The organism is Ancylobacter sp. Lp-2, from assembly GCF_020523795.1.
Lineage (GTDB): Bacteria > Pseudomonadota > Alphaproteobacteria > Rhizobiales > Xanthobacteraceae > Ancylobacter.
Map to the genome: position 1 here is coordinate 122,087 of NZ_JAJALI010000007.1, position 22,637 is coordinate 144,723.

The window sequence follows — 22,637 nt, forward strand, 5'->3', positions numbered from 1 at the left end:
GGTGATCATGCCGACACCTTGCGGATCCACTGGTCGAGGGCGACCGCGACGATGATGAGGATGCCGACGGTGAATTCCTGCCACAGCACGTCGACACCGGAGAGCGCGAGGCCGTTGCGGAACACGCCGACGATGAGCGCGCCGATGAGGGTTCCGATGATCGAGCCGCGTCCGCCGAACAGGCTGGCGCCGCCGATCACCACCGCGGTGATGCTGTCGAGATTGGCGGTCTGGCCGGCCTGCGGCGAGACCGAGCCGATGCGCCCGATCAGCGCCCAGGCGCCGAGCGCGCAGATGACGCCCGCCGCGACATAGACGGTGAACAGCACCTTGCGGGTACGGATGCCGGAGAGCTCGGCCGCCGCCGGGTCGTCGCCCACCGCGTAGAGATGCCGGCCGAAGGCGGTGCGGTTCAGCACGTACCAGACCAGCGCGATCAGCCCCAGCAGGAAGAAGGAGCCGTAGGTGAAGCGCGCGCCGAGCACGTCCACCGGCGTACCGAGGAACTGGAGGAACGGCGCCGCCTTGGCGACGTCCTGCGAGCGGATGGTCTCGGAGGCCGAGTACCAGAGGTTCAGCGCGAAGAAGATCGACCAGGTGCCGAGCGTGACGATGAAGGGCGGCAGCCTCAGCCGCGTCACCAGCACGCCGTTGATGGCGCCGCAGCCGCCGCCGACCATGATGCCCATCATGAAGGCGAGCGGCGCCGGAACCCCGAGCGTCACCGCCAGCTTGCCCATCACCACCGAGCACAGCACCATGATGGCGCCGACCGACAGATCGATGCCGGCGGTGATGACGATCAGCGTCTGGGCGATGCCGATGATGCCGATGATCGTCACCTGCTGGATGATCAGCGACAGGTTGAAGGACGACAGGAAGCGGCCGCCCACGATCAGGCTGAAGCCGAGGATGCCGAGCGCCAGCACGATGGCCGGCACCGCGGTCGGGTTGGCGTGCAGGAAATGCTGCACGCGCTGAAGCGGCGATTTGGGCGCGACGTCGAACTCGGCAACACGGCTCTCGCGCTTTTCGAGCACCTGCTCGAAAGCCTGCATCGCCGGGTGACCCGAAGGATTCGCGCCGGAACTGCTCACATCGGTCATCGCCATACCCTCCCGCAGACCGGCTTCGCGCTGGCGACGCACGGGGCCGGGAGAGGCTCCCGGCAGGAGCCTCTCGGTTGATTCACATGGACGATCCGTGCCGCCGGGGCGGCACAATGTCAGACCATCCGCGCCGTCCGGGGGACGGCGCGGAGAGCGATCAGCCCCAGCACTTCTTCAGTGCTTCCGAGGACGGGATCGACTTGATGCCGGGCACCGGCTTGTCGGTGACGAGCTCGACGCCGGTGTTCACGAAGTCGAGGCCGGGGGTAGCCTGCGGCTTGGCGCCGGTATCGGCAAAGGCCTTCACCGCCTCGATGCCCTTGGACGCCATCAGCAGCGGGAACTGCATGGAGGTGGCGCCGATGACGCCGTCGGCGACGTTACGCACGCCCGGGCAGCCGCCGTCGACCGAGACGATCAGCACGTCCTTGTCGCGGCCGACCGACTTCAGCGCTTCATAGGCGCCGGCCGCCGCCGGTTCGTTGATCGTGTAGACCACCGAAACCTCGGGGTCCTTCTGGAGCAGGTTCTCCATCGCCTTCCGGCCGCCTTCCTCGTTGCCGAGGGTGGTGTCGTGGCCGACGATGCGCTTGTCCTTCTCGTCGCCGATCAGCGCCGGATTGGCGAGATCGATGCCGAAGCCCTTCATGAAGCCCTGGTCGCGGGAGACGTCGACCGAGACCTGGTTCACGCTCAGGTCGAGTAGCGCGATCTTGGCGGAGCCGGCCTTCTCGCCCAGTGACTTGGCCGCCCATTGGCCGATCAGCTCGCCGGCGAGGAAATTATCGGTGGCGAAGGTGGCGTCGGCGGCGTTCGGCGGATCGAGCTGCGTATCGAGGGCGATGACCAGGATGCCGGCGGCGCGGGCCTTCTCGATGGAGGGCACGATGGCGCGCGAGTCGCTCGGCGTGATCAGAATGCCCTTGGCGCCGGCGGCGATGAGGTTCTCCACTGCCGCGACCTGCGAGTCGTTGTCGCCGTCGACCTTGCCGGCGAAGGAGCGCAATTCCATGCCGAGCTCGTCGGCCTTGGCCTGCGCGCCCTCCTTCATCTTCACGAAGAAGGGGTTGGTGTTGGTCTTGGTGATGATGCCGACGATCGGCTTGTCGGCAGCGGCGGCAAGCCCGGCGCCCGCAAGCGTGGCACTGGCGAGTGCGACGGCGGAAACCGCCGAGAAAACAAGGTGATGTCGGAACGAACGGCGCATTCTTCCCTCCCTTGGGACGATGTGAAATCGCGCAGGTTTGCCCCGCGACGTGCTCTTTGACGCTTTCATGAAGCCGCAGGGTCGAACCTCTGTCAATAAATAAATCACTCAGATTTAATAATTGACAGACCCAACTTGCCTGCCTCATCCTTTCGACGATAGACCTGCCCGATGAAGCGGCGGCGCGAGAACAAGACGGTGAGGAGCACAGGGAGCATGGACGAGACGGCGGCCTTTCCGATTCCGGACGAGTCCGTGCCGCTCTCCCCTGCCGGCCGCGGCACCAACCCGACCGGCGTGCGGCTCTACAATGAGCGGGTCATCCTCTCGTTGATCCGCCGGCACCGGGCGCTCGGCAAGGTCGATATCGCCCGCCTGACCGGCCTCTCCACCCAGACCACCACTGTGATCATGAACCGGCTGCACGCGGATGGCCTGCTGACGGCTGGCGAGCGCCAGCGCGGGCGCATCGGCCAGCCCTCGGTGCCGTTCTCGCTGAATCCGGACGGCGCCTTCGGCCTTGGGCTGATGATCGGCCGGCGCTCCTCCGATCTGGTGCTGATGGACTTCACCGCCGGCATCCGCGCCCGCGCCCGGCTCACCTACGCCTATCCGCTGCCGCAGACGCTGCTGGACTTCGCGGAACGGGAGATTCCCCGGCTGACCGCCGTGCTCACCGAGGAGCAGCGCGCCCGCGTCACCGGCATCGGCGTGGCCATGCCCTTCGAGCTGTGGAACTGGGAAGCCGACCTCGAAACCTCGCCCGGCGCGCTTGCCGGCTGGCGGACCTTCGACGTCACGCGGGAGCTTGGGCAGCTGTTCCCGGACTGGCCGGTGCGCATGTGCAACGACGCCACTTCCGCCTGCGCCGCCGAGCTGACCTTCGGCCGTGGGGCGGCGTTCCACGACTTCGCCTATCTCTATATCGGCACCTTCATCGGCGGCGGCATCGTGCTGAATGGCAGCCTGTTCCCCGGCCGCTCGGGCAATGCCGGCGCGCTCGGCTCGATGCCGATCCTGCGGCACGAGGCGGACGGCACGGCCAGCCTGCAACAGCTCATCCGCACCGCGTCCATCTACCGGCTGGAGCGACGGCTGATCGCCCGTGGCCTTCCCGGCACCGACATCTGGCTGTCCCCGGACGACTGGTCGAAATTCGCCGAACCGCTGGAAGACTGGATCGACGAGGCGGCCGACGGCCTGGCGCAGGCCATTGCCGCCATGCTGTCGGTGATCGATTTCGAGGCGATCGTGATCGACGGCGCCTTTCCCACCGATGTGCGGACCCGTCTTGTCGAGCGGACCCGCCAGCGGCTCGCCGCCATCGACCGCCAGGGCCTGACCGACGCCGTGGTGGTGGAAGGCTCGGTCGGGCGTGACGCCCGCGCCATCGGCGGCGCCGCGCTGCCGCTGCTCGCCACCTTCGCGCGCGATTTCGACGTTCTCTTCAAGGAATAGACCATGCTCAAGGGCATCGATCCGCTCATCGGCCCCGACCTGCTCAGGATATTGCGGGCCATGGGGCATGGCGACGAGATCGCCATCGTCGACGCCAATTATCCGGCCGACGCCCATGCTCGGCGCCTCGTCCGCATGGACGGACATTCCGCCCCGGCGATCCTCGATGCGGTGCTGTCGCTAATGCCGCTCGACGCGGCGGTCGAACACGCCGCCTTCCGCCCGTGCGCCCATGGCGACTGCGGGCGACTGGAGGAGGTGTTCGTCGAGTTCACGCGGATCATCGATCGCCGCGAGCCCGGCTTCCAGCTGGTGCCGATCTCCGGCGAGCCGTTCTACGACCGCATCCGCGCCGCCTATGCCATCGTCGCCTCGGGCGAGCGACGGCTCTACGGCAACATCATCCTGCGCAAGGGCGTCATCCGGCCGGAGGGAGCCGCGGCATGATACTGGTCTGCGGAGAGGCGCTCATCGACCTGTTCGTCGGCCCGCCGGAGGGCACCGAGATGCCGGCCCGCGCGGTCGCCGGCGGCTCGCCCTTCAACGTCGCCATCGGCCTCGCGCGGCAGGGCGCGCGCGCCGCCTTTCTCGGCGGCATCTCGCGCGACCGCTTCGGCGGGCTGCTCGCGGACATTCTCGAGTGCGAGGGGGTCGATACACGTTTCATCGTGCGCACCGACCGGCTGTCCACCCTCTCGGCCATCGCCACCGCCCCGGACGGACAGCCGAGCTATTCCTTCCATGGCGAGGCAGCGGCCGACCGCTCGCTGACGCCGGAAGATCTGCCGTCGCAGCTGCCGGACGAGGTGCGCGCGCTCACCTTCGGTTCCTACACCATAGTGGTGGAGCCGGTGGGTTCGACCTATGCCCTGCTCGCCGAACGCGAGAAGGGGCGCCGGGTGATCAGCGTCGACCCCAATGTGCGCCCGACCGTGGTGCGCGACATGAAGCGCTGGGGCGCCGCCGCCGAGCGCTTCTACCGCTGCGCCACCCTCGTCAAGGCGAGCGACGAGGATGTCCGCACCGCGCTGGGCGAAGACACCTCGCTTGCCGATGCTGCCGCCTACTGGCTCGGCCTCGGCGCCCGGCTGGTGGTGATCACCCGCGGTGCCGCTGGGGCGGTCGCCTTCGGCGCCGCCGGCACGGTGAGCGTGCCGGGTCGTGAGGTGAGCGTGCGCGACACGGTCGGCGCCGGCGACACGTTCCACGCCGCGCTGCTCGCCCGCCTCGCAGCCACCGGCCGGCTCGACGAAACCGCCATCGCTGCGCTGGATGCCGAGGCGATCGGCGACCTCCTCGCCTATGCGACAGCCGCGGCGGCGGTGACCATCACCCGCCGTGGCGCCGACCTGCCTCGCCGCGCGGATATCGAGGCGGTGCTGAGCGCGCCGGCCGCCTTGCCCGGCACGGTCGCTGCGGCCTTGTGCGGCATCTGAACCGACGGCTCATGACGATGTTCGCGACGGCGGATGTTGTTTCGCTTCTGGTGGCCGAAGCGGTCTGACGCTTTCGGGTTCCCGGCGGCGTCCCAGGTACAAAGGCCTGCAATTCCGGGCCTGATCCGAAGCCGATGGTACCGGTCCATTTCGTGCCCGGCGCCACGCGCGCATCCCCCGCACTCGTTTCAGATCTTGCCGTTAGCCTCGGCGATCACCTTCGTCAGGCTACCGGTTGCCGGGAAGAGCGGGATGAGGCAGGCCTGCAGGGCGTGATAGATGTCGCCCTTGCCCGGGAACAGCGTGTGCGAGGGCACGAGATCTTCCGTCAGTTCCTCATGCCAGCCGCCGTTCTTGTGGTCGATGAAGACGCGCTCGATCAGGTCCCAGATCTTGCGGTAGTATTCCTCGTGAAAATTGCTGGGAAGATGCTCGTTCAGGAAGTGCGCCGCGCCGGCGCCTTCGCAGGCGGGCCACCACAGCTTGTTGCGCTTGTCGGGCCTGTCGTTCCAGTCGAGCGTATAGAAGAACCCGCCCTTCTCTTCGTCCCAACCAAGCACGATGGATTGCGAGAACAGATTCTTGGCCGCAATCGGCATCCAGTCGTGCTTCCTGCCGCCAAGACCCCAAAGCTGCAGGATGAGCCGCGCCCATTCCAGCCAGTGGCCGGGTGTGGTGCCGGCGGGGCGGAACATCTCGTTCGGATGATAGTAATGCGCGTTGAGATCCCAGTCGGCACTGAAATGCTCGGCCACGCGCCAGCCGACACTGCCGGCGATGCGGCGGATGACGAGGTCGGCAATGCTTTCGGCCTTGGCGAGATAGCTGCGGTCGCCGGTCGCTTCGAAGGCGGCCATTAACGCCTCCGTCAAATGCATATTGGAATTCTGGCCACGGTAATCGTCGCTGCCGAGCGCCTGCCAGTCGGCGGTAAACTCCTCGGCGATGGCGTTGTGCTTGCCTTCCCAGAACCTGGTGTTCAGGACCTCCGTGATGTCGGCAAGCATGGCGTCGGCGAGCGGGTGGCCTATGGTCTTCGCAGAGGAGGCCGCAAGCAGAACGAAGGCATGACCATAGCCCTGCTTGCTGGTGTCAACAGGACCATTGTCGTCGAGCGACCAGAAATAGCCGCCATTCCTGGTGTCGCGATGATGATTCCAAATATACTGCATGCCGTGATCGACCACGGCCGCCGCGCCGGGGCGTCCCAGTAGAGTGCCGATGGCGAAGCAGTGCACGGCACGCGCGGCAATATGAATCGGACGAACCTGGCCGCCGGCATTGAGGGGCCGGCCGATGTCGTCGAGATCGTAGAAGCCGCCCTTTGGGTTGATCGAGTTGTGCTGGAAGAACTCGAACAGGCCGTTCGCCTGTGCCAGAAGCCAGTTGCGATGATAGGCGCTCGCCGTCCATTTCTGGAAAGAAGGAGATTTCATATCGTTTGTCATGGGATCCAGAAATGAGATCTTGGAGAGGCTGCGTATTATTGCTGAATCGCGGCTGTATTTTTGATCAGGCTGTTTCAATAAGCGTGGCTGCAGGGTGTACCCCATGCAGCGCATTTCCGTCAGTCAGCCAAGTTAGAGACGACACTATCTCGACTGTCGCCGTTTCGCACGAAGCGCTTGGCCGATGACCCTAAACTCCCTCTGGATTTAGGTGGTGTCCGTCGAATTTTGGAGCGCCCCCGCATTCGGTCCAGCGGGCGCTGGAAAACTCCGGGTTATCAAAGCGCCATTCGAACTCCCTAGATCCTTGCGTCGATCAATCAGGCAGCTTTGCTCGAGGCTGCCTTGGGGCTCTCACCTTGGCGCGCGAGCTTCCGTGCGGCATACCAAGCGGCGAGGCCCGCCAGCACACTGATCGCCCCAATCAGCGGCAAGCTGTGGCGCACCGCGGTCAACATGTCCGCGCCGCTGGAGGAAAGCCATGTTTGCGCGGCCCCATCGGGACTTTCCAGATTCAGCGCCAGCATGGCCGCGCCGCCGGCGACGCCGAGACTGGTTCCCAGCGCGCGCATCAGGTTCAGCAGCGAACCGGCAGGCCCCGACAGATCGGGCGGCACGGCCGCGATCGCCACCTGGTTATTGGGTGCGATGAAGAGGCCGAGACCGATGCCGAACAGCGCGTAGGCGATGCCGTCGAAAAGTCGGTGGTCCTCCACCCGCCCGAGGGTGGAAAACAGTAGGGCAACGGCAAGGAAGCTCAGCGCCATCGCCACCATGCCGACCCGGCGTTCGCCCAACCGCTCCTTCATCGTGCTGCTGAACGGTGCCGTGAGCCCGATAGCCACCGGAATGATGGCCAGGTGAAGCCCGGCCGTCCCGGGCGGCTCGCCGAAGCCGTGCCCCTGCGCGAAGGACATAAGAAAGAACATGCCGAACAGCTGCGCATAACCGAGAGCCACTCCGGCCGCCGCGCTGCAGAACGCAAGGTTCCGGAACAGCTCGGGATCGATCAGCGGCGCCCGGAAGATACGTTCGCGCCGCACCAGCAGTATCAGCAACAGAGCGGCCGTGGCGAGACTGCCGAGCGTTGCCGGGGAACTCAGCCCCCAGGTCGAGACATGGTTGAGCACCGCGACGATCAGCATGAGCGCCGGGCCGATCAGCAACGCTCCGCCCCAGTCGAAGACACGGTCCGGCCGCGTGCCGGCACTTCGCGGCAACGCCAGCCAGCCAATGACGACGGCCAAGGCGCCGAACGGAACGGTGAGCCAGAAGATCCATCGCCAGCCAAGCGTCGCGAGAACCACCCCGCCCAGCACCGGGCCCGCGCTCATGCCCACCGCCTGAGCGGCCGCGAACCAGCCAAGCGCCCGTCCTCGCTGCGCCGGCGAGACCGTCTTCACCAGGATCGAAATACTGTTGGCGCCGAGGAGCGAACCACCCACCCCCTGCAGGAAGCGGAAGATCACCAATTGCTCGAAACTGGACGCAAAGCCGCACAGGGCACTGGCGAGGATGAAAATGAGGTAGCCGGCAATATACAGCGTCTTGCGGCCGAACATTTCACACAGGCGGCCAAAGATCGGCAGGAACGACACGAAGGCTGCGAGATAGGACAGCGCGATCCAGCTCACATGTTGGAGCGGCGCGTCGAAATAGCGCCCGAGATCCGGCAGGGCGAGTTGAACGATGGTGGCGTCGAGCTGCCCGACAAACGCGCCCATCGAGACCAAGGCGACGACAAGCCAGGAATGCCAGGCCTGACGCTCCAGCCAGGCGAGAGGCGCTGGCTCATTCGTGAGCCGGTCGATGAGGGGCGACATTCAATCACCAAATGGCCGGGGGACTACATCTTCCCGGCGGGCGCATGTGCTCCTGCCGACAGTGTCGAGGCGTTCGGTGCGTATCGGCGTCGCTTCCGAGAGGGGGAGCACGCCTGCATGGCTTGAAGACGAATGGCCCCACTCTCACAAGGAAGAGAAGAGCAGGGCGACCGTCGTGTCGGAGCAATCAGCGTTTCGTCACGTCATTGCAGGTTGCGACGGCCGGCTTGTCATTGGCTTGCCGGGCGCCAGCCTGAAGATAGCAATAGGAAAGCGTGGTGCCGGACAGGTCCCCGACGAAATAGCCGTCGGTATCGGCCATCATCACCTTGTCGCCACCTTTCGAGACGGTTCCGATAAAAGGTTCTGTTGTGACCGTGCCGCCAGAGGATGCGTCGCCAGCAATGATGCTTTCGCCCCAGAAACGGCGGTCCTCCTGACCAATGATGCGCAGTGTGATGTCCCGCTGCGCCAGCAGCGGTTTTTCCCAGGTGCCCTTGCTGTCCGGCCAATGCGGTCCGCCGACGCCGGCAATGATCGTGTTGGTCTTGCCGACCCAATCCCCCTTCATGTCAGGGGTTTGCGCGGCGGCCGCAGAAATCGTCATCACATTGCAGAGCAGGAACCAACCCAGAGCCTTCATAGTTTCCTCATCGCATTGTTTGATTTTGAGTCGAAAACAATTTTATCTCATTCTCGAAGGTATCGGAATGACATAGAGCCGACCGCCTCGTCATAGATCGCGTGACGCGCATCCAAGACGAGGCGGCAAAGGCACCGAGGACCTCTGCGCTGGAGGCTTTTTGCCCGGAGCGCCGCCTGAACGGCTGCTCTTGGGTAGGGAGCCAAATTCCGCTTATGGCGCGCCGCAGATGTCAGCTCTTGGCGGGATGGCCTGCCGCCGGTTTCGTGGGCACCGAGATGAGATGTTCAGCGTCAACGCCGTTTGACAGTCGAGTGCCTCTACAATTGCAGGCACTCGACCCTCGGCTATCTGAGCCCCGTCAAGTTCGAGGAGCGGGTCAGACTAGCGTAACCTCGTGTCTACGGGCCCGGCAGGGGACCAGTTCGCGTCCGTGATCAACCAACGCGCGGCGCCGCCCAGCCTATCCCCGCTTATCCCACATGAGGAATGGGGCCTGAAGTGGGGCTAGAATCCCAGCGTCAGTAAAATATCAACGATTTCAATAAATTACACATAAGGCTGGCGGAGAGAGCGTCATCCATAAAAACGTCTTAACTAGATGATTTTACTATATCATTTATGTGATTAATTTCGTTGGTCCTAGTTGTGGCCCTAGAAGGGTCGTTGATGCGGCATCTGCGGGTCAACCGCAACAGCCGAATGGGGGAGGGGCTTTCAGGCCGCCTCCCATACCCGTCAGTGATCTGCGCGGTGAGCTCGAACTCATTGAATAAAAATCCGTAAGTCGTGACTTCTACCGTCGAGCGGTATGCGACCGATGCCGACGAAGTTCGGGCACTGCTCGTCGTCCAACACCGCATACGGCTCTTTGCTATCGTTGCCGAGGTGCAGAACTTCGATAGTGCAGGATGTTCCTCCCAGCGTCACCGTCGCTGCGTACCCCGGCCATGTCGAAGGCATGCGCGGATCGACAATAAGGAAGCTGCCCTCTCGCTTAATGCCGAGGATGCCTTCTACCCCAGCGCGGTGCATCCAGCCGGCGGAACCGGTGTACCAGGTCCAGCCGCCGCGGCCGATATGTGGAGCGACAGAGTAGATGTCGGCGGCGACGACGTAGGGCTCGACCTTATAGCGTTCGGTCTCCTCCGGCGTGCGGGCATGGTTGATCGGGTTGAGCAGTGCGAAGAGCTCATGCGCTTTGTCACCCGCGCCCAGTTTTGCGAAGGCGAGGACCGCCCACATGGCGGCGTGGCTGTATTGCCCGCCATTCTCGCGCAGGCCCGGCGGGTAGCCCTTGATGTAGCCGGGGTCGAGCGGCGTTCTGTCGAAGGGCGGGGTGAACAGCAGGGCCAGCCCCTCGTCGCGGCGGATCAGATGATGCTCGAGCGAGGTCATCGCGGTGCCGGCGCGCAGGGCATCAGCGGCGCCGGACAGCACGGCCCAGGACTGTGCGATCGAGTCGATGCGGCATTCCCCACTGTCCTTGGAACCGAGCCATGTGCCGTCGTCAAAAGTTGCCCGGCGATACCACTCGCCATCCCATGCCGAGCGCTCCAGCGCCCGGCGCACCGAGGCGGCATGCGCACGCCAGCGCCGGGCGCGTTCGGGATCGCGCGCTTCCGCCAGTGGTGTAAAGATGTCGATGGTGCGGATCAGCAGCCAGCCGAGCCAGACGCTCTCGCCTTTTCCGCCCTCGCCGACGCGGTTCATGCCGTCGTTCCAGTCGCCGATGCCGATCAGCGGTAGACCACGCGCGCCGGTGAGCGAAAGCGCGTGCTCGAGGCCACGGGCGCAGTGCTCGAACAATGAGGCTGTCTCGTCCGCCGGCATCGGCTGGAAGAAATGCTCGTGCTCCTCCGGCCGCAATTGCGGCCCGTCGAGATACGGCACCCTCTCGTCGAGGATCGCGGCATCGCCCGAGTTTTCGATATAGGTCGCCACGGCAAAGGCGAGCCATACATGATCATCGGAGATGCGGGTGCGCACGCCCTGGCCCGATTGCGGCAGCCACCAATGCTGGACGTCGCCCTCGACGAATTGCCGCCCGGCGGCGCGCAGGAGATGGCTGCGCGTTTCCGCCGGCAGCGCCAGCGTCAGCGCCATACCGTCCTGCAACTGGTCGCGGAAGCCGTAGGCGCCGCTTGCCTGGTAGAAGGCGGAGCGCGCGGTGATGCGGCAGGCCAGCGTCTGGTAGAGCAGCCAGCCATTCAGCATGATGTCCATCGCCCGGTCCGGCGTCTTCACCTGGACGGTGCCGAGCACCGCGGTCCAGTGATCGCGCACCGCGGCGAAGACGGCATCGAGGTCGGTCTGGCGATAACGCTCGATCAGCGCCCGCACCTCCTCCACCGACCCGCATTGGCCGATGAACGACACGACCTCGACGGTCTCGCCGATGCCGAGTTCCACCACCGTCTGCAAGGCTCCACACGGATCGAGGCCGGCGCCGGTCGCGCCGGACAGAGGTGCCGTGCCTGCAAGGCCGAGCGGTGATGCGGGTCCGCCATCGCGGCCGAGGAATTCGGTGCGGTCCGCGGTCCAGGCGGTCTGCCGTCCGGCGAGATCGGCGAAGGCGACGCGGGAGCCGAAGGCGGCGCTCCAGCGATTACGCGCCATCATCACGCCGTTCTGCGCATCGATCTCGGTGGTGACGAACGGGGCGGAGGCGCCGCGCGAGGTGCCGAGCACCCACTCCGCATAGGCGGTGACCGAGAGCCGGCGCGGCCGGCCGGACAGGTTGGTGAGCTTGAGGCGGGAAATCTTGATTGGGTCGTCTAGTGGCACGAAGTGCAACAGGTCGAGCGCGACGCCGTTCGCCTCGTGCTCGAAGCGGCTATAGCCGAAGCCGTGCCGCGCGACATAGATGCCATCGTCGCGGATCGGCCGTGCCGTCGGGCTCCACAGATCGCCGGTCGCCTCGTCCCGCACATAGATCGCCTCGCCGACCGGATCGGCGACGGCGTCGTTGGACCATTGGGTGATCTGGTTCTCGCGGCTGTTGGCCGACCATGTGTAGCCGCCGCCCTCGGCCGAAATCTGGAAGCCGAAGCCGGCATTGGCGACCACGTTGATCCAGGGTGCGGGCGTCGTTCGGTTTGGCCCGAGGACGGTCACATACTCCCGCCCCTCCTTGTCGAACCCGCCGAGACCGTTGAAGAATTCAAGGGCGGGCGGCGCGGGCGACGGCACGGGACCGTGCATTGAGGTCAAGTTGTGGTCGCGGCGTCGGACGGCCGGAGGATTCGGCGCCCGGTGCACGCGTGCGAGCTGGTCGACGATGGCGCCGCGCCGCGCCGGCAACACCACGCGGGCAACCGACTGCACCAGCGCCCGCGATTCCACGCTCATGAGGTCGGCACGCAGCACATAGACCGCCCCCTGCGCCGGTTCTTCCCCGAGCAGCGGGCGCGATGCGTTGGTCCGCACCGCCGTCTCGATGGCGATCTGCAGATCCTGCACATAGGAGGAGGAGCGCTCATTGACGATGACGAGATCGACGGCAAGGCGCTTCATCCGCCAATATTCATGGGCGCGCAGCAATTGGCGCACCTGGGCGATGTCCTCGATATCGTCGATCCGCAGCAGCACGATCGGCAGGTCGCCGGAGATGGAATGCTGCCAGAGCCCTGATTGCGGCCCGGCGCCGCGAAGGATCGTCTCGGATGGCGACCTGAAACGCCCATCGGCATAGAGCAGGGGAGCGGCGAGCCGCTGGAAGTCGGCCGCTTCCTCGACATTGACGTCGAGGTGCCGCAGTTGAACCTGCGCCTGTGTCCACGCCAAGGTCTTGGCGCGGTCGAACGCACTGCGATCATGATGCGTGTCGATGAGGTCGAGGAGTTCCGCCCGCGACGAGGCCACCACGGTCCAGAAGGCGACGCGTGCGACCTTGCCCGGCGCGATGCGCACGCTCTGGCGCAGCGAGAAGATCGGGTCCAGCACCGTCCCCACGGTGTTCGACAGCGACAGGCGGCGCGACATGGCGTCCGCCGACCCCACGTCGTGTCCGCGGCCGATGAAGCGGGCACGGTCAGTCTCGTATTGCGGGGCAGCCGCAACGTCGCCTTCCACCACCGCGAAATGTGCTGCCCATATTTGCGGCTCGCCCGGCGTCCGCAGCCGGCGCGTGGCGAGGAGGGCGCCGAATTCCGGCAGATGCTCGGTCTCGACGAACATCTTGGCAAAGGCCGGATGGGCATTATCGGTGGCTGGCGTGGTCAGGACGAGCTCGGCATAGGATGTCAGCTCGATCTTCCGGGTCTGCCGCCCGCTATTGGTCAGCGACACGCGCCGGACCTCGCCATTGTGCTCGCCAGAAACGATGACATCCATCGTCGTGGTCAGGCCGACATCGTGGCGGATGAACTCGGCGTGGTCCTCGCCGAACACCACGTCGCTTTCGCTGGCGCGGTCCGCCAGCGGCTGGGTGGTGGCGGACCAGACGCTGCCGCTCCTCATGTCGCGAAGGAAGATGAACGAACCCCAATCGTCGCGGGTGGCGTCCTCGCGCCAGCGCGTCACCGCGATATCGCGCCAGCGGCTGTAGCCGCCGCCGGATGCCGTCATCATGACGGCGTAGCCGCCATTGGAGAGCAGATGCGTGACCGGCGCGCCGGCCGTGGGGGCGATCAGGCGGCGCACCGTTGCTGCTTCGCTGCGGGCGTCGACGGCAGCGGCCCGGACCTCTTCGGCGCGCGGGCGGGCCACGACGACGTCGCGGGGCGAGCGCTCCTGCAGCAGCAGCTCGCTTGCCCGGATCATCGGCTCGCGATGGAATCGGGCGCGTATCTCGCCGCCCAGCAGCGTGTTGGCGATGGCGATGATGGTCATGCCCTGGTGATGGGCCATGAAGCTGCGGACGATGGCGACGTTTTCGCCTTCCGGAAGCCGCGAACGGGTGAAGTCGAGCGCCTCATAGAAGCCGTAGCGGCCCTGCGCGCCCAATTCGGCGAGGCGGGCATAATTCTGCCGCGCGCGCTCGGGATCCGCCATGGTGGCGAGGCCGGTCGCATAGGGCGCAACCACCACGCTCTCCGAGAGCCCGCGCTTGAGGCCGAGGCCCGGTACGCCGAAGTTGGCGTACTGGTAGGTGAATTCGATGTCGCGCGCATTATAGGCGGACTCCGACATGCCCCACGGAACGCCCAGCGACCGGGCATAGGATTGCTGCCGCTCGACCACCAGGCGGTTGGTCTGTTCGAGCACGCTGCCGGCCGGTGCACGCATCACCAGCGAGGGCATGAGATATTCGAACATTGATCCCGACCAGGAGATCAATGCCGAGCCGTTGCCGAGCGGCGTCGCGAGCCGACCGAGCCGGAACCAGTGGCGGGTCGGTACGTCGCCCTTGGCGATGGCGAACAAACTGGCGAGCCGCGCTTCGGACGCCAGCAAGTCGTAGCAGCTCGGGTCGAGGCCGTTGTCTGCCAGCGAATAGCCGATGGAAAGCAGCTTCCGCTCGGGATCGAGCAGAAATGCAAAGTCCATCTCCATCGCCATGGTCCGGGCCGTGTCCGCAAGCGCGGTCAGCCGCACCTTCGTGGCGGCCGGTGCCGCCGGGAGCTGGAGGCGGTCACGCTGGTATTCACTCACCGCCTTGCCGATCGTCTCGATCCAGTAGGCGATGTCCGTGGTGCCGCCCCCACCCGTCGCCGGGACGATATCCTGCGCAACCCTGTGGGCCCTGTCAGCGAGCCGCTTCAGAATGGGCGCCGTCGCTTCCAGTGTCTGCACGCCGTTCAACTGCGCGTCGATCTCGTCCAGTCCCGCCGCCAGCGCCTGTCCTTGTGCATTGCCAACCATCGGCAGGGCCGTCATCGCCTGGCGCGCCAACGCCAGAGCGTCGACGATGCCCGCGCGGGCGTTCACCCCGACGGGTGCATCCCTCCATTCCTCGCAGGCATTGGCGAGTGCGATCAGATGGCCAGCGAGATTGCCGCTGTCGACGGACGAGACATAGGCCGGCGGTAACGCGGCGAGGTCTTGCGTCCCGTACCAGTTGAAGAAGTGTCCGCGGAAACGGGGCAGCTGCTTCAAGCTGGCGAACGTCGCTTCGAGTCGCTCGATGATCTCGATCGTGCCGGTCCAGCCAAAGTCGCGGGCCGCGACCGCCGAGAGCAAGTAGAGACCGATATTGGTCGGCGAGGTCCGATGGGCGACGATCGGTTTCGGCTCTTCCTGGAAATTGTCCGGCGGCAGCATGTTCTCGGCCGGCGTGACGAAGGTCTCGAAATAGCGCCATGTGCGCCGGGCGATCAGGCGTAGGTCGCGGGCGTCGGCATCTGCAAGGTCGAGGTGTTGCTGCACCCTGGGTGAACGGCTCGCCCATTGCGCCATGAGGGGTGCGCCGAGCCAGAGCAGGGCAAATGGCAGGATGAGCGGCCAGGAGGCGGGCGCCAGGACAAGCGCGCCTGCGGTCATCGCAAGGGCCAGCAAGGTGCCGCTGGCCATCTGTCGATAGAAGCCGAGGACATCCAGCCGGGGGACTGCGGAGGACTTCGCGGCGGTCGTCCATTCCAACAGATGGCGTCGCGTCACCAGCAGCCGCACCAGCGTGCGCATTGCGGCATCGCCCGCCCGCCACGCCTGATCGGCGAGAAAGACGAGCGACAGCAATGTCTGGGCGGCGGCGAGCTGCAATTCAGCCACCAGTCTGGCGAGGTGGCTGCGCAGCCTTACGTCGGGGTGACGAGGAAATATCGAGGACGCGATCGGCAGGACGGCGGGAACCATGATCGTCATGATCATCAGCAAGGTGCCGACAAGCGCCGCCGGCATGGGAAACAGCCAGCACAGGCTAAGCCCCAGCAGGGTCAGCGGGGCCAGCGTGGAGCGGCGCAGATTGTCGAACATCTTCCAGCGGCCGACCGGCGTCAGCGCGCGCCGTCCCACTCCCACACTGGAAATCCACGGAAGCAGCTGCCAGTCACCGCGTATCCAGCGATGCTGCCGCTTGGCGACAACGTCGTAGCGCGAGGGGAACTCCTCCACGACCTCGACGTCCGAAGCGAGGCCGGCGCGGGCAAACACGCCTTCGAAGAGGTCGTGGCTGAGCAGCGTGTTCTCCGGGATACGGCCGGCGAGAGACGCCTCGAAGGCATCGATGTCGTAAATTCCCTTGCCGGTGTAGGAGCCTTCGCCGAACAGGTCCTGATAGACGTCGGAGACCGCCGCGGCATAAGGGTCCATGCCACCGCCGCCGGAGATGACCCGCTGATAGAACGAGCCCTCGCTGCCGATAGGAAGCGAGGGAGTAACGCGCGGCTGGAGTATGCCGTGGCCGCCGACCACTCGTTGCCCGACGGCATCGAATTTCGGGCGGTTCAGCGGATGCGCCATCTTGCCGACCAGCCGGAGCGCGGCGTCGCGCGGCAGCCGCGTGTCGGCATCGAGCGTGATGACGTAGCGCACATCCGGCGGGACATGCGGGACCCGGCCACCGACGGGCAGGAAGGAGGTGTCGTCCGCGCCGCGCAGCAGGCGGTTGAGTTCATGCAGCTTGCCGCGCTTGCGTTCCCATCCCATCCATTTGCCTTCGCCTTGGTCGAACCGGCGACGGCGGTGCAGCAGAAGAAAGCGGTCACCCGCAGGGCCTGGGCCATAGCGCAGATTTAGCTGCTCGATCCCCTGCTCTGCGAGCTCCAACAGCGCCGCATCGCCCGGCAAGATCTCGGAATCGGCGTCTATACCGTCCGACAGTAGGACGAAGGTGAGATCGCCGCCGATCCCGGAGAGAAAGTGGACCTCGAGCCTGTCGATCTGCTCCTGCAGGTCTGCCTCGCTGGTAAGCAGCGTCGGCACAGCGACGAGGGTGCGGAGGGACCCTGGAACGCCATCCGCGAGCTCGAGGCCGGGCAGAATGGTGGCGCCGAACATCCATGCCACGCCCCGGTTCACCAGCGCGGTCGCCACCTCGCTTGTCGGGACGAAGCCGACGAGGGCGAAGACGGCCAGCCAGCTCCCGGAGAGACCGGCCGCGGAGAGAACCCAAAGTGCCACCCCGATCAGACTGAGCGTGACGGCGAGGATGGCGCCGACATATCCGCCAATGCCGAGGCGAATGCTGACGCGGCTCAAGCGCAGCCGAGGTGGCGGGCGGAAGTGGATGGCCTGTTCGAACGCGCGCCGCCCTTCGGCGATGAGATGGTAGCCGGGATCCTCTATGGGGTCGGCGTCCGCATGCTTCTGTGCCGGAGACGCCGCCAGTGCCGCGACCTCCAGCGCGCGCTTGGCGATGTCAAGCTCTGACAGCTCGGAGCCGCGGGCGAGTTGCTCAATCGCGCTGCGGTAGAGATTGCGGGTGGGGAAATCCATCGAAGCGAAGGCACTGCCGGCTCGCAGTCGGTCGTCGACCAGGCTGACGCTCTCGAACAGGTCGGCCCAATCGATGTCGGAAATCAGCCGCATGCTGGTGATGACGTTTCGCACGCTAACATTGGAGGCGCCGAGCCGCTGTTGAGCATGCTGCACAACGCCGTCGACCGAAGCGCCCTGGGCTGCCAGCCGTGCCTCCAGCCATCCCAGTGCCGGCGTCGTTCGCGGGTCCTGGTCCCGGAGTCGCTTGACCAGTTGAGCGGCGAAGACCTCATCCAGAGGCCCCGGCGAGCGGGTGAGGATGTCCGCTTCGAGCGCTGAACGCGCTTCGCCAGAGATGAAAAGCCGGTCGGCCAGCAGGTCGGCCTCCCGGCGTGATCGGCGCCCGGTGGTGATCTGATCGGCGAGCCGGCGCAGGTTCTCGATGAGCACGATGCGCAGCGTGATCGCCACCGCCCACAGCTCGCCGATCGTCAGCGGCTGGACCTGCTGGTACGCCCCGATGAAGCGGCGCAGCACCTCGGGATCGAAATGGCTGTCCGTGTGCGCGACATAGGCCCAGGCGAGGCCCAGCACTCGCGGGTAACCGGCGAACGGCCCTTCGGCGAGCTTCGGCAATTGTCGGTAATAGCCGGGCGGCAGGTCGTCTCGAATCTCGCGTACCTGCTCTTCGACGAGATGATAATTGTCGAGCAGCCATTCGGCGGCGGGCACTACGCTCCGCCCGGCTTCGGCATCGGCCGCCGTCGCACGATAGGCGACGAGCAGAGCGCCGGCGTTGCTTTTTAAGCGGGCATGCAGGGAGGGGACGGATGGCGGCTGCGATGTGGTCGGTTGAGTCGCTGCTAGGCTCCGGGCATGCTGCTCCAGCCGCTCGGTGCCGAAGAGTTCCTCGCGGATCGGCGCGGGATCATTCCAAGCGGAACCTTGCCATGCGCGTTTCCGCCACAACGAGATGTATGAACCGCAGCGACGGCGAAGACTGGCGATTGGATTCATATATGCCTTCCGGTCAAGAGTACGCGAGAGGCATGGGCAGGCTGATGCCTATCTCCGTAGGATGTAATGGCTACAGGCGACGAATCGGGAATCGGGTCGGTTCGCGTGCCGGCCGCGGCGCGTGCCAGCCCGATCGTCGGCGCCAGTCGGCTGCCATCGGCAGTTCACCGTGGACATCGACATGAGCCGCACTGTCGTCCCGCGAAAGGTGCCTCTCGGAGAAGTGCAGGCTGAGCACCCGTCCCTCGGCGGTCCGCAAGCGCAAATCGACGCGCCCGAACACTTCCCTGAGCGTCGATGCCGACAAGCGAATCTCCCCGCAGCTTGTCACCCGGCCGGAGTTCGAGAGGTAGCCGTCGAAATCATATTGCACTGGTGCGACCGACGCGTTTCCGCACAGGAGAAGGCCGGTCCCGCGAAGTCCGCCGAGATAGTCCATGGTCGATATCCCTGGGTACGAGGCCAGGCGTCGAGGTCGACCTTCCGCGCCTTCGTCAATTCGTTGGCGATGACGTTAAAAACTCGGCCGAAATCGCCAGGCAGAGTGAGGCGGGCCGCTGTGTCGTGACGGGACAGCAATAGGCGGGGAAGGAAATGCCAGGAACTTCCTCCTCGTCGATCACCAGCCGGCAGATGCCGGCAGGCTTTTGCCGCTCAGCCTTGCTCGGCTTGAGCGGATGCCTGGAAGTGACCGTGGTTTCCTTGCCACGAATGGTCATGTCAGCATCTCAGCCCTTCTTCTTTGGCAACGCGATCGGCGCGGACGTTCCCTTCACGAGGACGGGGGCAGCCACAGGCTCCTTTTTCTTCTTCGGCTTCTTCGCTTCCCGATTACCGCGCAACTGACCCTTGGCCATGGCCGTCTTCCTTCATGCTGCATTGATCTGTATCCGAAGGCACGAAAAACCCCGCGACCTCGGGGAGGCGCGGGGCCAATAGACGCTGGGCGCCTCGGGTCGCTTCGGCATCGCTCGTTGAGGTCGCCGGTACATCCGTGGTCGACCGGAAGACGATGACCTTATCGGCGGGCCTGAAGTTCGGCGCCACCAATACCATGCAATCAGCTCAGCGACTGGAGCTTGTCGGCGGTCATCTTGCCGCTTTTCTTGTCGGGGATAAGCTCGAAGCCCACCTTCTGACCTTCTCGCAACTCGCTCAGACCGGCACGTTCTACGGCACTGATGTGAACGAACGCATCGCTGCCACCGCTATCCGGCGCGATGAATCCAAAGCCCTTCTGGGCATTGAACCATTTTACGGTTCCCGTGGTCATGGGACACCCTTTCGCAATCGTAATTCTGGCTTACCTGTAAAGATACAGGTCGTCGAAATCGCATTTTCAGGAAAAGAGAACATAACAGTGCGGAAATAAATTCCGCGAGACGGATGTTCATCTTGCCGTTTATCGACCCCGCCAATATGTATCTCGGACCGAAATATTGCAAGGACAATGAATTTTTAAATCAACGAAGTTAGAAATTTCCGACCAGGATTGAGAAAAACAAAGGGAATCAGCCGGAATCCTTTCCGTGACGTCGGTGGCCCCAAAGCACATAGGTGGACAGCGGCCAATGTGTCGATGCCGCCGAGGGATACCCAAGGGGAAATTCAATGATCACATTGCGAATTCGCCACCGGACCACCTACAGCTACAATCGGCCGGTGAGCCTGCGCCCACACCGCCTCATGCTTCGTCCTCGCGAAAGCCGGGAGCTTCGCCTGCGTTCGATGAAGCTCACGGTGGAGCCGCAGGCGATGGTGACATGGGCGCACGACGTCGCCGGCAACATGGTGGCAACCGCTACCTTCCAGGTTATGACGGACAAGCTGATCATTGAAAGCGTCACGGAGCTTGAACTCGATGCTGTGGAATGGCCGGTCTTCGACGTTGCCGCTTCGGCGATCTTTCATCCTTTCCAGTACAGTGCGGATGAGCGGACCGATCTCGGCGCGCTGTCCGTTCCCCAGCATCCCGATCCGGTAGGACGACTACAGGCATGGAGTGAAGCCTTCGTCCGCAGCACGCCGACAGACACGCTCGCGCTTCTGAAGGACATCAATGCCGGTATCCTGGAATGGATCTCCTATCAGGAGCGCGAGGATGAGGGCACCCAATCGCCGATCCAAACCTTGGACCGTGGATGGGGATCTTGTCGCGACATGGCCGTGCTTTTCATCGAGGCGGTCCGGACGCTGGGCTTTGCGGGTCGGATCGTGTCGGGTTATCTGCACAACCCCTCCCTTGAGATAACAGGGTCGGCAGGCATGGGAACGACCCATGCTTGGGCGGAGGTCTATGTACCTGGCGCCGGCTGGATCACATTCGACCCGACGAACCGTAGCGTTGGTGGGGCAAATTTAATACCCGTCGCGGTGGGGCGGGACATCCGGCAGGTGATGCCGGTGGTCGGCGAGTTCATTGGGATGAACGATGCCTTCGATTCGATGTCTGTCGACGTGTCCGTGCAGGCATAACAACGGAACTTGATATGCCTAGCCTACAAGCCAGCCGCCTTGCGGAGGGCCGCGTTGATCCGCTCCTGCCACCCCGGACCTTCCTCCTGATAGTGCGCGAGCAAGTCGTGATCGAGGCGAATGGAGACCAGTTCTTTCGCATTCGGAAGCGCAGGGACTTTCGGAGTAGTCGGTTTTGGAGTGGGTTTCGTCGTTGCGGTTTTGAACGCCGCCTCGGCGGTATCGCGGGCAGACCCACTTTGGCGGCGAGTGGTGGAATTGCGCATGGAAGACGCTCCTTTCCTGCTGAACACGAACATGATCGAGGCAGGCCGATCACTGCGTTGCGCTCAATTGCCCGAACGGCGCTTCCTCGCGGCATAGCGTTCGTCGCGCTTCGCCTTGGCTTCGGCCTTTGCTGTCGCCGCGGCGGCGTCACTGGCAAGCACGGCAGCGGCAGCAGCTTCCTGGCGGGCAACCTGCCGCGCGACCCGGGCCTTGTTGATAGTCTTGCGTTCGGTGGCCCGGGAGATCACTGCTGGGTCGTCTGCGCTCGGCCGGGTAGCTAGGTTGGCGAGAAGTCGAGCTTTGGCTGCGGCGGAAGTACGGCGGCGGTCTTCAAACGTGTCAGTGATTTTCATGGCGCTGTGTATCTTGTGCGCACGCCCACTTCAATCGGTCTCAGGCCATGCCTGCGGGATCCGTCAGTTCGTCCGTCCAGACCTTGAAACCGGCCAGCGTGTTCGGGCCGAACGACGTTACCAGGGCGACATCAGTCGCGTCGCGACCCCTCGCCATTAGTACGCGCCCGATGCGCGGCACATTGTTCCTCGCGTCGAACGTGTGCCATCGCCCGCCGAGATAAACCTCGAACCAGCCGGCGAAATCCATCGGGCCGTAAGGGGGCGGCACGCCGATATCGCCGAGGTATCCGGTGCAGTAGCGCGCCGGGATGTTGAGACAGCGACAGAAAGTGATGGCGAGATGAGCGTAGTCGCGGCATACGCCCCGCCGTTCCTGATAGGCTTGGAACGCCGTCTTGGTGGGGCAGGCGTGCTCATAGCTGAATTTGATGTGATCATGCACGAAGTCGCACACTGCCTGCACCCGCGACCATCCCTGAGCCAAATGGCCGAATAGGCTCCATGCGGCATCGGCGAGCAGTTCGGTTTCGCAATAGCGGCTGGCTAGCAGGAAGACGAGCGCCTCTTCAGGTAGGTCCTGGATGGGATGTTCGGCGGCCTCCGGGTGATATGGATCCGCGACGCCGGTGTCCCGCACCACGGCATTGCTCGTGATGACGGTCCGGCCGGCCGGCGCAGTCATGCGGCTGCACCAGTTGCCGAAACCATCGCGATACGCCGATATCGGCACGCTCGGACGTGTCACCACGAAGTCGGGAACAATGATATCGGACGCTCGGCTGTAGTGGATATTCAGCACGAGGAGCATCGGCGTCGGCTGCGGGCAGTCATAGACGAGTTCGTAGCCGAGCCTGATGTGCATGCGGATCCTCGCTTAGCGAACGATCAGCACAATGCTGCCTCGTCCTTGACCAACGGTACACCGTGGCGCGGCGTTAGGCAGAAATATTCGCGTGACGGCATGCCACCGAGCCCACCCTCCCATCAGTCCTGCTTGTCGTTCTAGTAGGAGGACCGCATGCCGCGCCGTGGATGTGATGAAGAACCGAGGGGGAGCTGCTTCACTGATCGCCAGTTGGCCGATCCTTCTTCAGCCGCAC

The 22,637-nt window shown here is 64.8% G+C and carries 17 protein-coding genes; 4 read left to right on the plus strand and 13 right to left on the minus strand.

Going from position 1 to position 22,637, the window contains the following annotated elements:
- Window positions 1–5: 5 nt before the first annotated feature.
- On the minus strand, window positions 6–1,106 hold the full coding sequence (locus LGR54_RS17730; protein ID WP_230363316.1) for an ABC transporter permease: 1,101 nt from the start codon (window positions 1,104–1,106) through the stop codon (window positions 6–8).
- A gap of 160 nt (window positions 1,107–1,266) precedes the next feature.
- The gene (locus LGR54_RS17735; RefSeq protein ID WP_230363317.1) at window positions 1,267–2,316 is read right to left on the minus strand and encodes a sugar ABC transporter substrate-binding protein; all 1,050 of its coding nucleotides are present in this window, start codon (window positions 2,314–2,316) and stop codon (window positions 1,267–1,269) included.
- A gap of 216 nt (window positions 2,317–2,532) precedes the next feature.
- Here LGR54_RS17735 and LGR54_RS17740 point away from each other — a divergent pair, with 216 nt between their 5' ends.
- The 3 genes from LGR54_RS17740 to LGR54_RS17750 are packed head-to-tail and all read left to right on the plus strand — an operon-like array spanning window position 2,533 to window position 5,210.
- A complete protein-coding gene (locus tag LGR54_RS17740) occupies window positions 2,533–3,774 on the plus strand; it encodes an ROK family transcriptional regulator (protein WP_230363318.1) in 1,242 nt (413 codons plus the stop codon).
- A gap of 3 nt (window positions 3,775–3,777) precedes the next feature.
- Window positions 3,778–4,221 (plus strand): RbsD/FucU family protein, encoded by a 444-nt coding sequence (locus LGR54_RS17745; RefSeq protein WP_230363319.1) that lies wholly within the window; start codon window positions 3,778–3,780, stop codon window positions 4,219–4,221.
- On the plus strand, window positions 4,218–5,210 hold the full coding sequence (locus LGR54_RS17750; RefSeq protein WP_230363320.1) for a PfkB family carbohydrate kinase: 993 nt from the start codon (window positions 4,218–4,220) through the stop codon (window positions 5,208–5,210). The genes LGR54_RS17745 and LGR54_RS17750 overlap by 4 nt, the downstream gene beginning before the upstream one ends.
- Window positions 5,211–5,398: 188 nt before the next feature.
- On the opposite strand, the gene LGR54_RS17755 is transcribed toward LGR54_RS17750, so the two are convergent.
- From LGR54_RS17755 to LGR54_RS17785, 8 genes are all read right to left on the minus strand, one after another.
- Window positions 5,399–6,658 (minus strand): AGE family epimerase/isomerase, encoded by a 1,260-nt coding sequence (locus tag LGR54_RS17755; RefSeq protein WP_230363493.1) that lies wholly within the window; start codon window positions 6,656–6,658, stop codon window positions 5,399–5,401.
- Window positions 6,659–6,978: 320 nt separating this feature from the next.
- Window positions 6,979–8,481 carry an MFS transporter gene (locus LGR54_RS17760; RefSeq protein ID WP_230363321.1) on the minus strand — a complete coding sequence of 501 codons (1,503 nt, stop codon included), beginning with the start codon at window positions 8,479–8,481 and terminating at the stop codon, window positions 6,979–6,981.
- Window positions 8,482–8,668: 187 nt separating this feature from the next.
- The gene (locus LGR54_RS17765; RefSeq protein ID WP_230363322.1) at window positions 8,669–9,124 is read right to left on the minus strand and encodes a hypothetical protein; all 456 of its coding nucleotides are present in this window, start codon (window positions 9,122–9,124) and stop codon (window positions 8,669–8,671) included.
- 765 nt (window positions 9,125–9,889) lie between these two features.
- Window positions 9,890–18,439, minus strand: a complete 8,550-nt coding sequence (locus LGR54_RS17770; RefSeq protein ID WP_230363323.1) for a GH36-type glycosyl hydrolase domain-containing protein — start codon at window positions 18,437–18,439, stop codon at window positions 9,890–9,892.
- 70 nt (window positions 18,440–18,509) lie between these two features.
- Window positions 18,510–18,878, minus strand: coding sequence for a hypothetical protein (locus LGR54_RS17775; RefSeq protein ID WP_230363324.1), 369 nt, complete (start codon window positions 18,876–18,878; stop codon window positions 18,510–18,512).
- 55 nt (window positions 18,879–18,933) lie between these two features.
- On the minus strand, window positions 18,934–19,158 hold the full coding sequence (locus LGR54_RS17780; protein WP_230363325.1) for a hypothetical protein: 225 nt from the start codon (window positions 19,156–19,158) through the stop codon (window positions 18,934–18,936).
- 9 nt (window positions 19,159–19,167) lie between these two features.
- The gene (locus tag LGR54_RS25790) at window positions 19,168–19,296 is read right to left on the minus strand and encodes a hypothetical protein (protein WP_255607681.1); all 129 of its coding nucleotides are present in this window, start codon (window positions 19,294–19,296) and stop codon (window positions 19,168–19,170) included.
- Window positions 19,297–19,499: 203 nt separating this feature from the next.
- Window positions 19,500–19,712, minus strand: coding sequence for a cold-shock protein (locus tag LGR54_RS17785; protein ID WP_214008484.1), 213 nt, complete (start codon window positions 19,710–19,712; stop codon window positions 19,500–19,502).
- 338 nt (window positions 19,713–20,050) lie between these two features.
- Here LGR54_RS17785 and LGR54_RS17790 point away from each other — a divergent pair, with 338 nt between their 5' ends.
- Entirely contained in the window at window positions 20,051–20,914 is an 864-nt protein-coding gene (locus tag LGR54_RS17790; RefSeq protein ID WP_230363326.1) for a transglutaminase family protein, read from the plus strand.
- Window positions 20,915–20,937: 23 nt separating this feature from the next.
- Here the strand turns inward: LGR54_RS17790 and LGR54_RS17795 are convergent, their stop codons facing one another.
- The 3 genes from LGR54_RS17795 to LGR54_RS17805 form a co-directional block, all read right to left on the minus strand.
- Entirely contained in the window at window positions 20,938–21,180 is a 243-nt protein-coding gene (locus LGR54_RS17795; RefSeq protein WP_230363327.1) for a BrnA antitoxin family protein, read from the minus strand.
- Between the two features lie 63 nt (window positions 21,181–21,243).
- Window positions 21,244–21,534: a DUF6481 family protein gene (locus tag LGR54_RS17800; protein ID WP_230363328.1), complete on the minus strand. Its 291-nt coding sequence runs from the start codon at window positions 21,532–21,534 to the stop codon at window positions 21,244–21,246.
- A 40-nt stretch (window positions 21,535–21,574) separates the two neighbouring features.
- The gene (locus tag LGR54_RS17805) at window positions 21,575–22,399 is read right to left on the minus strand and encodes a transglutaminase family protein (protein ID WP_230363329.1); all 825 of its coding nucleotides are present in this window, start codon (window positions 22,397–22,399) and stop codon (window positions 21,575–21,577) included.
- Window positions 22,400–22,637: the final 238 nt, after the last annotated feature.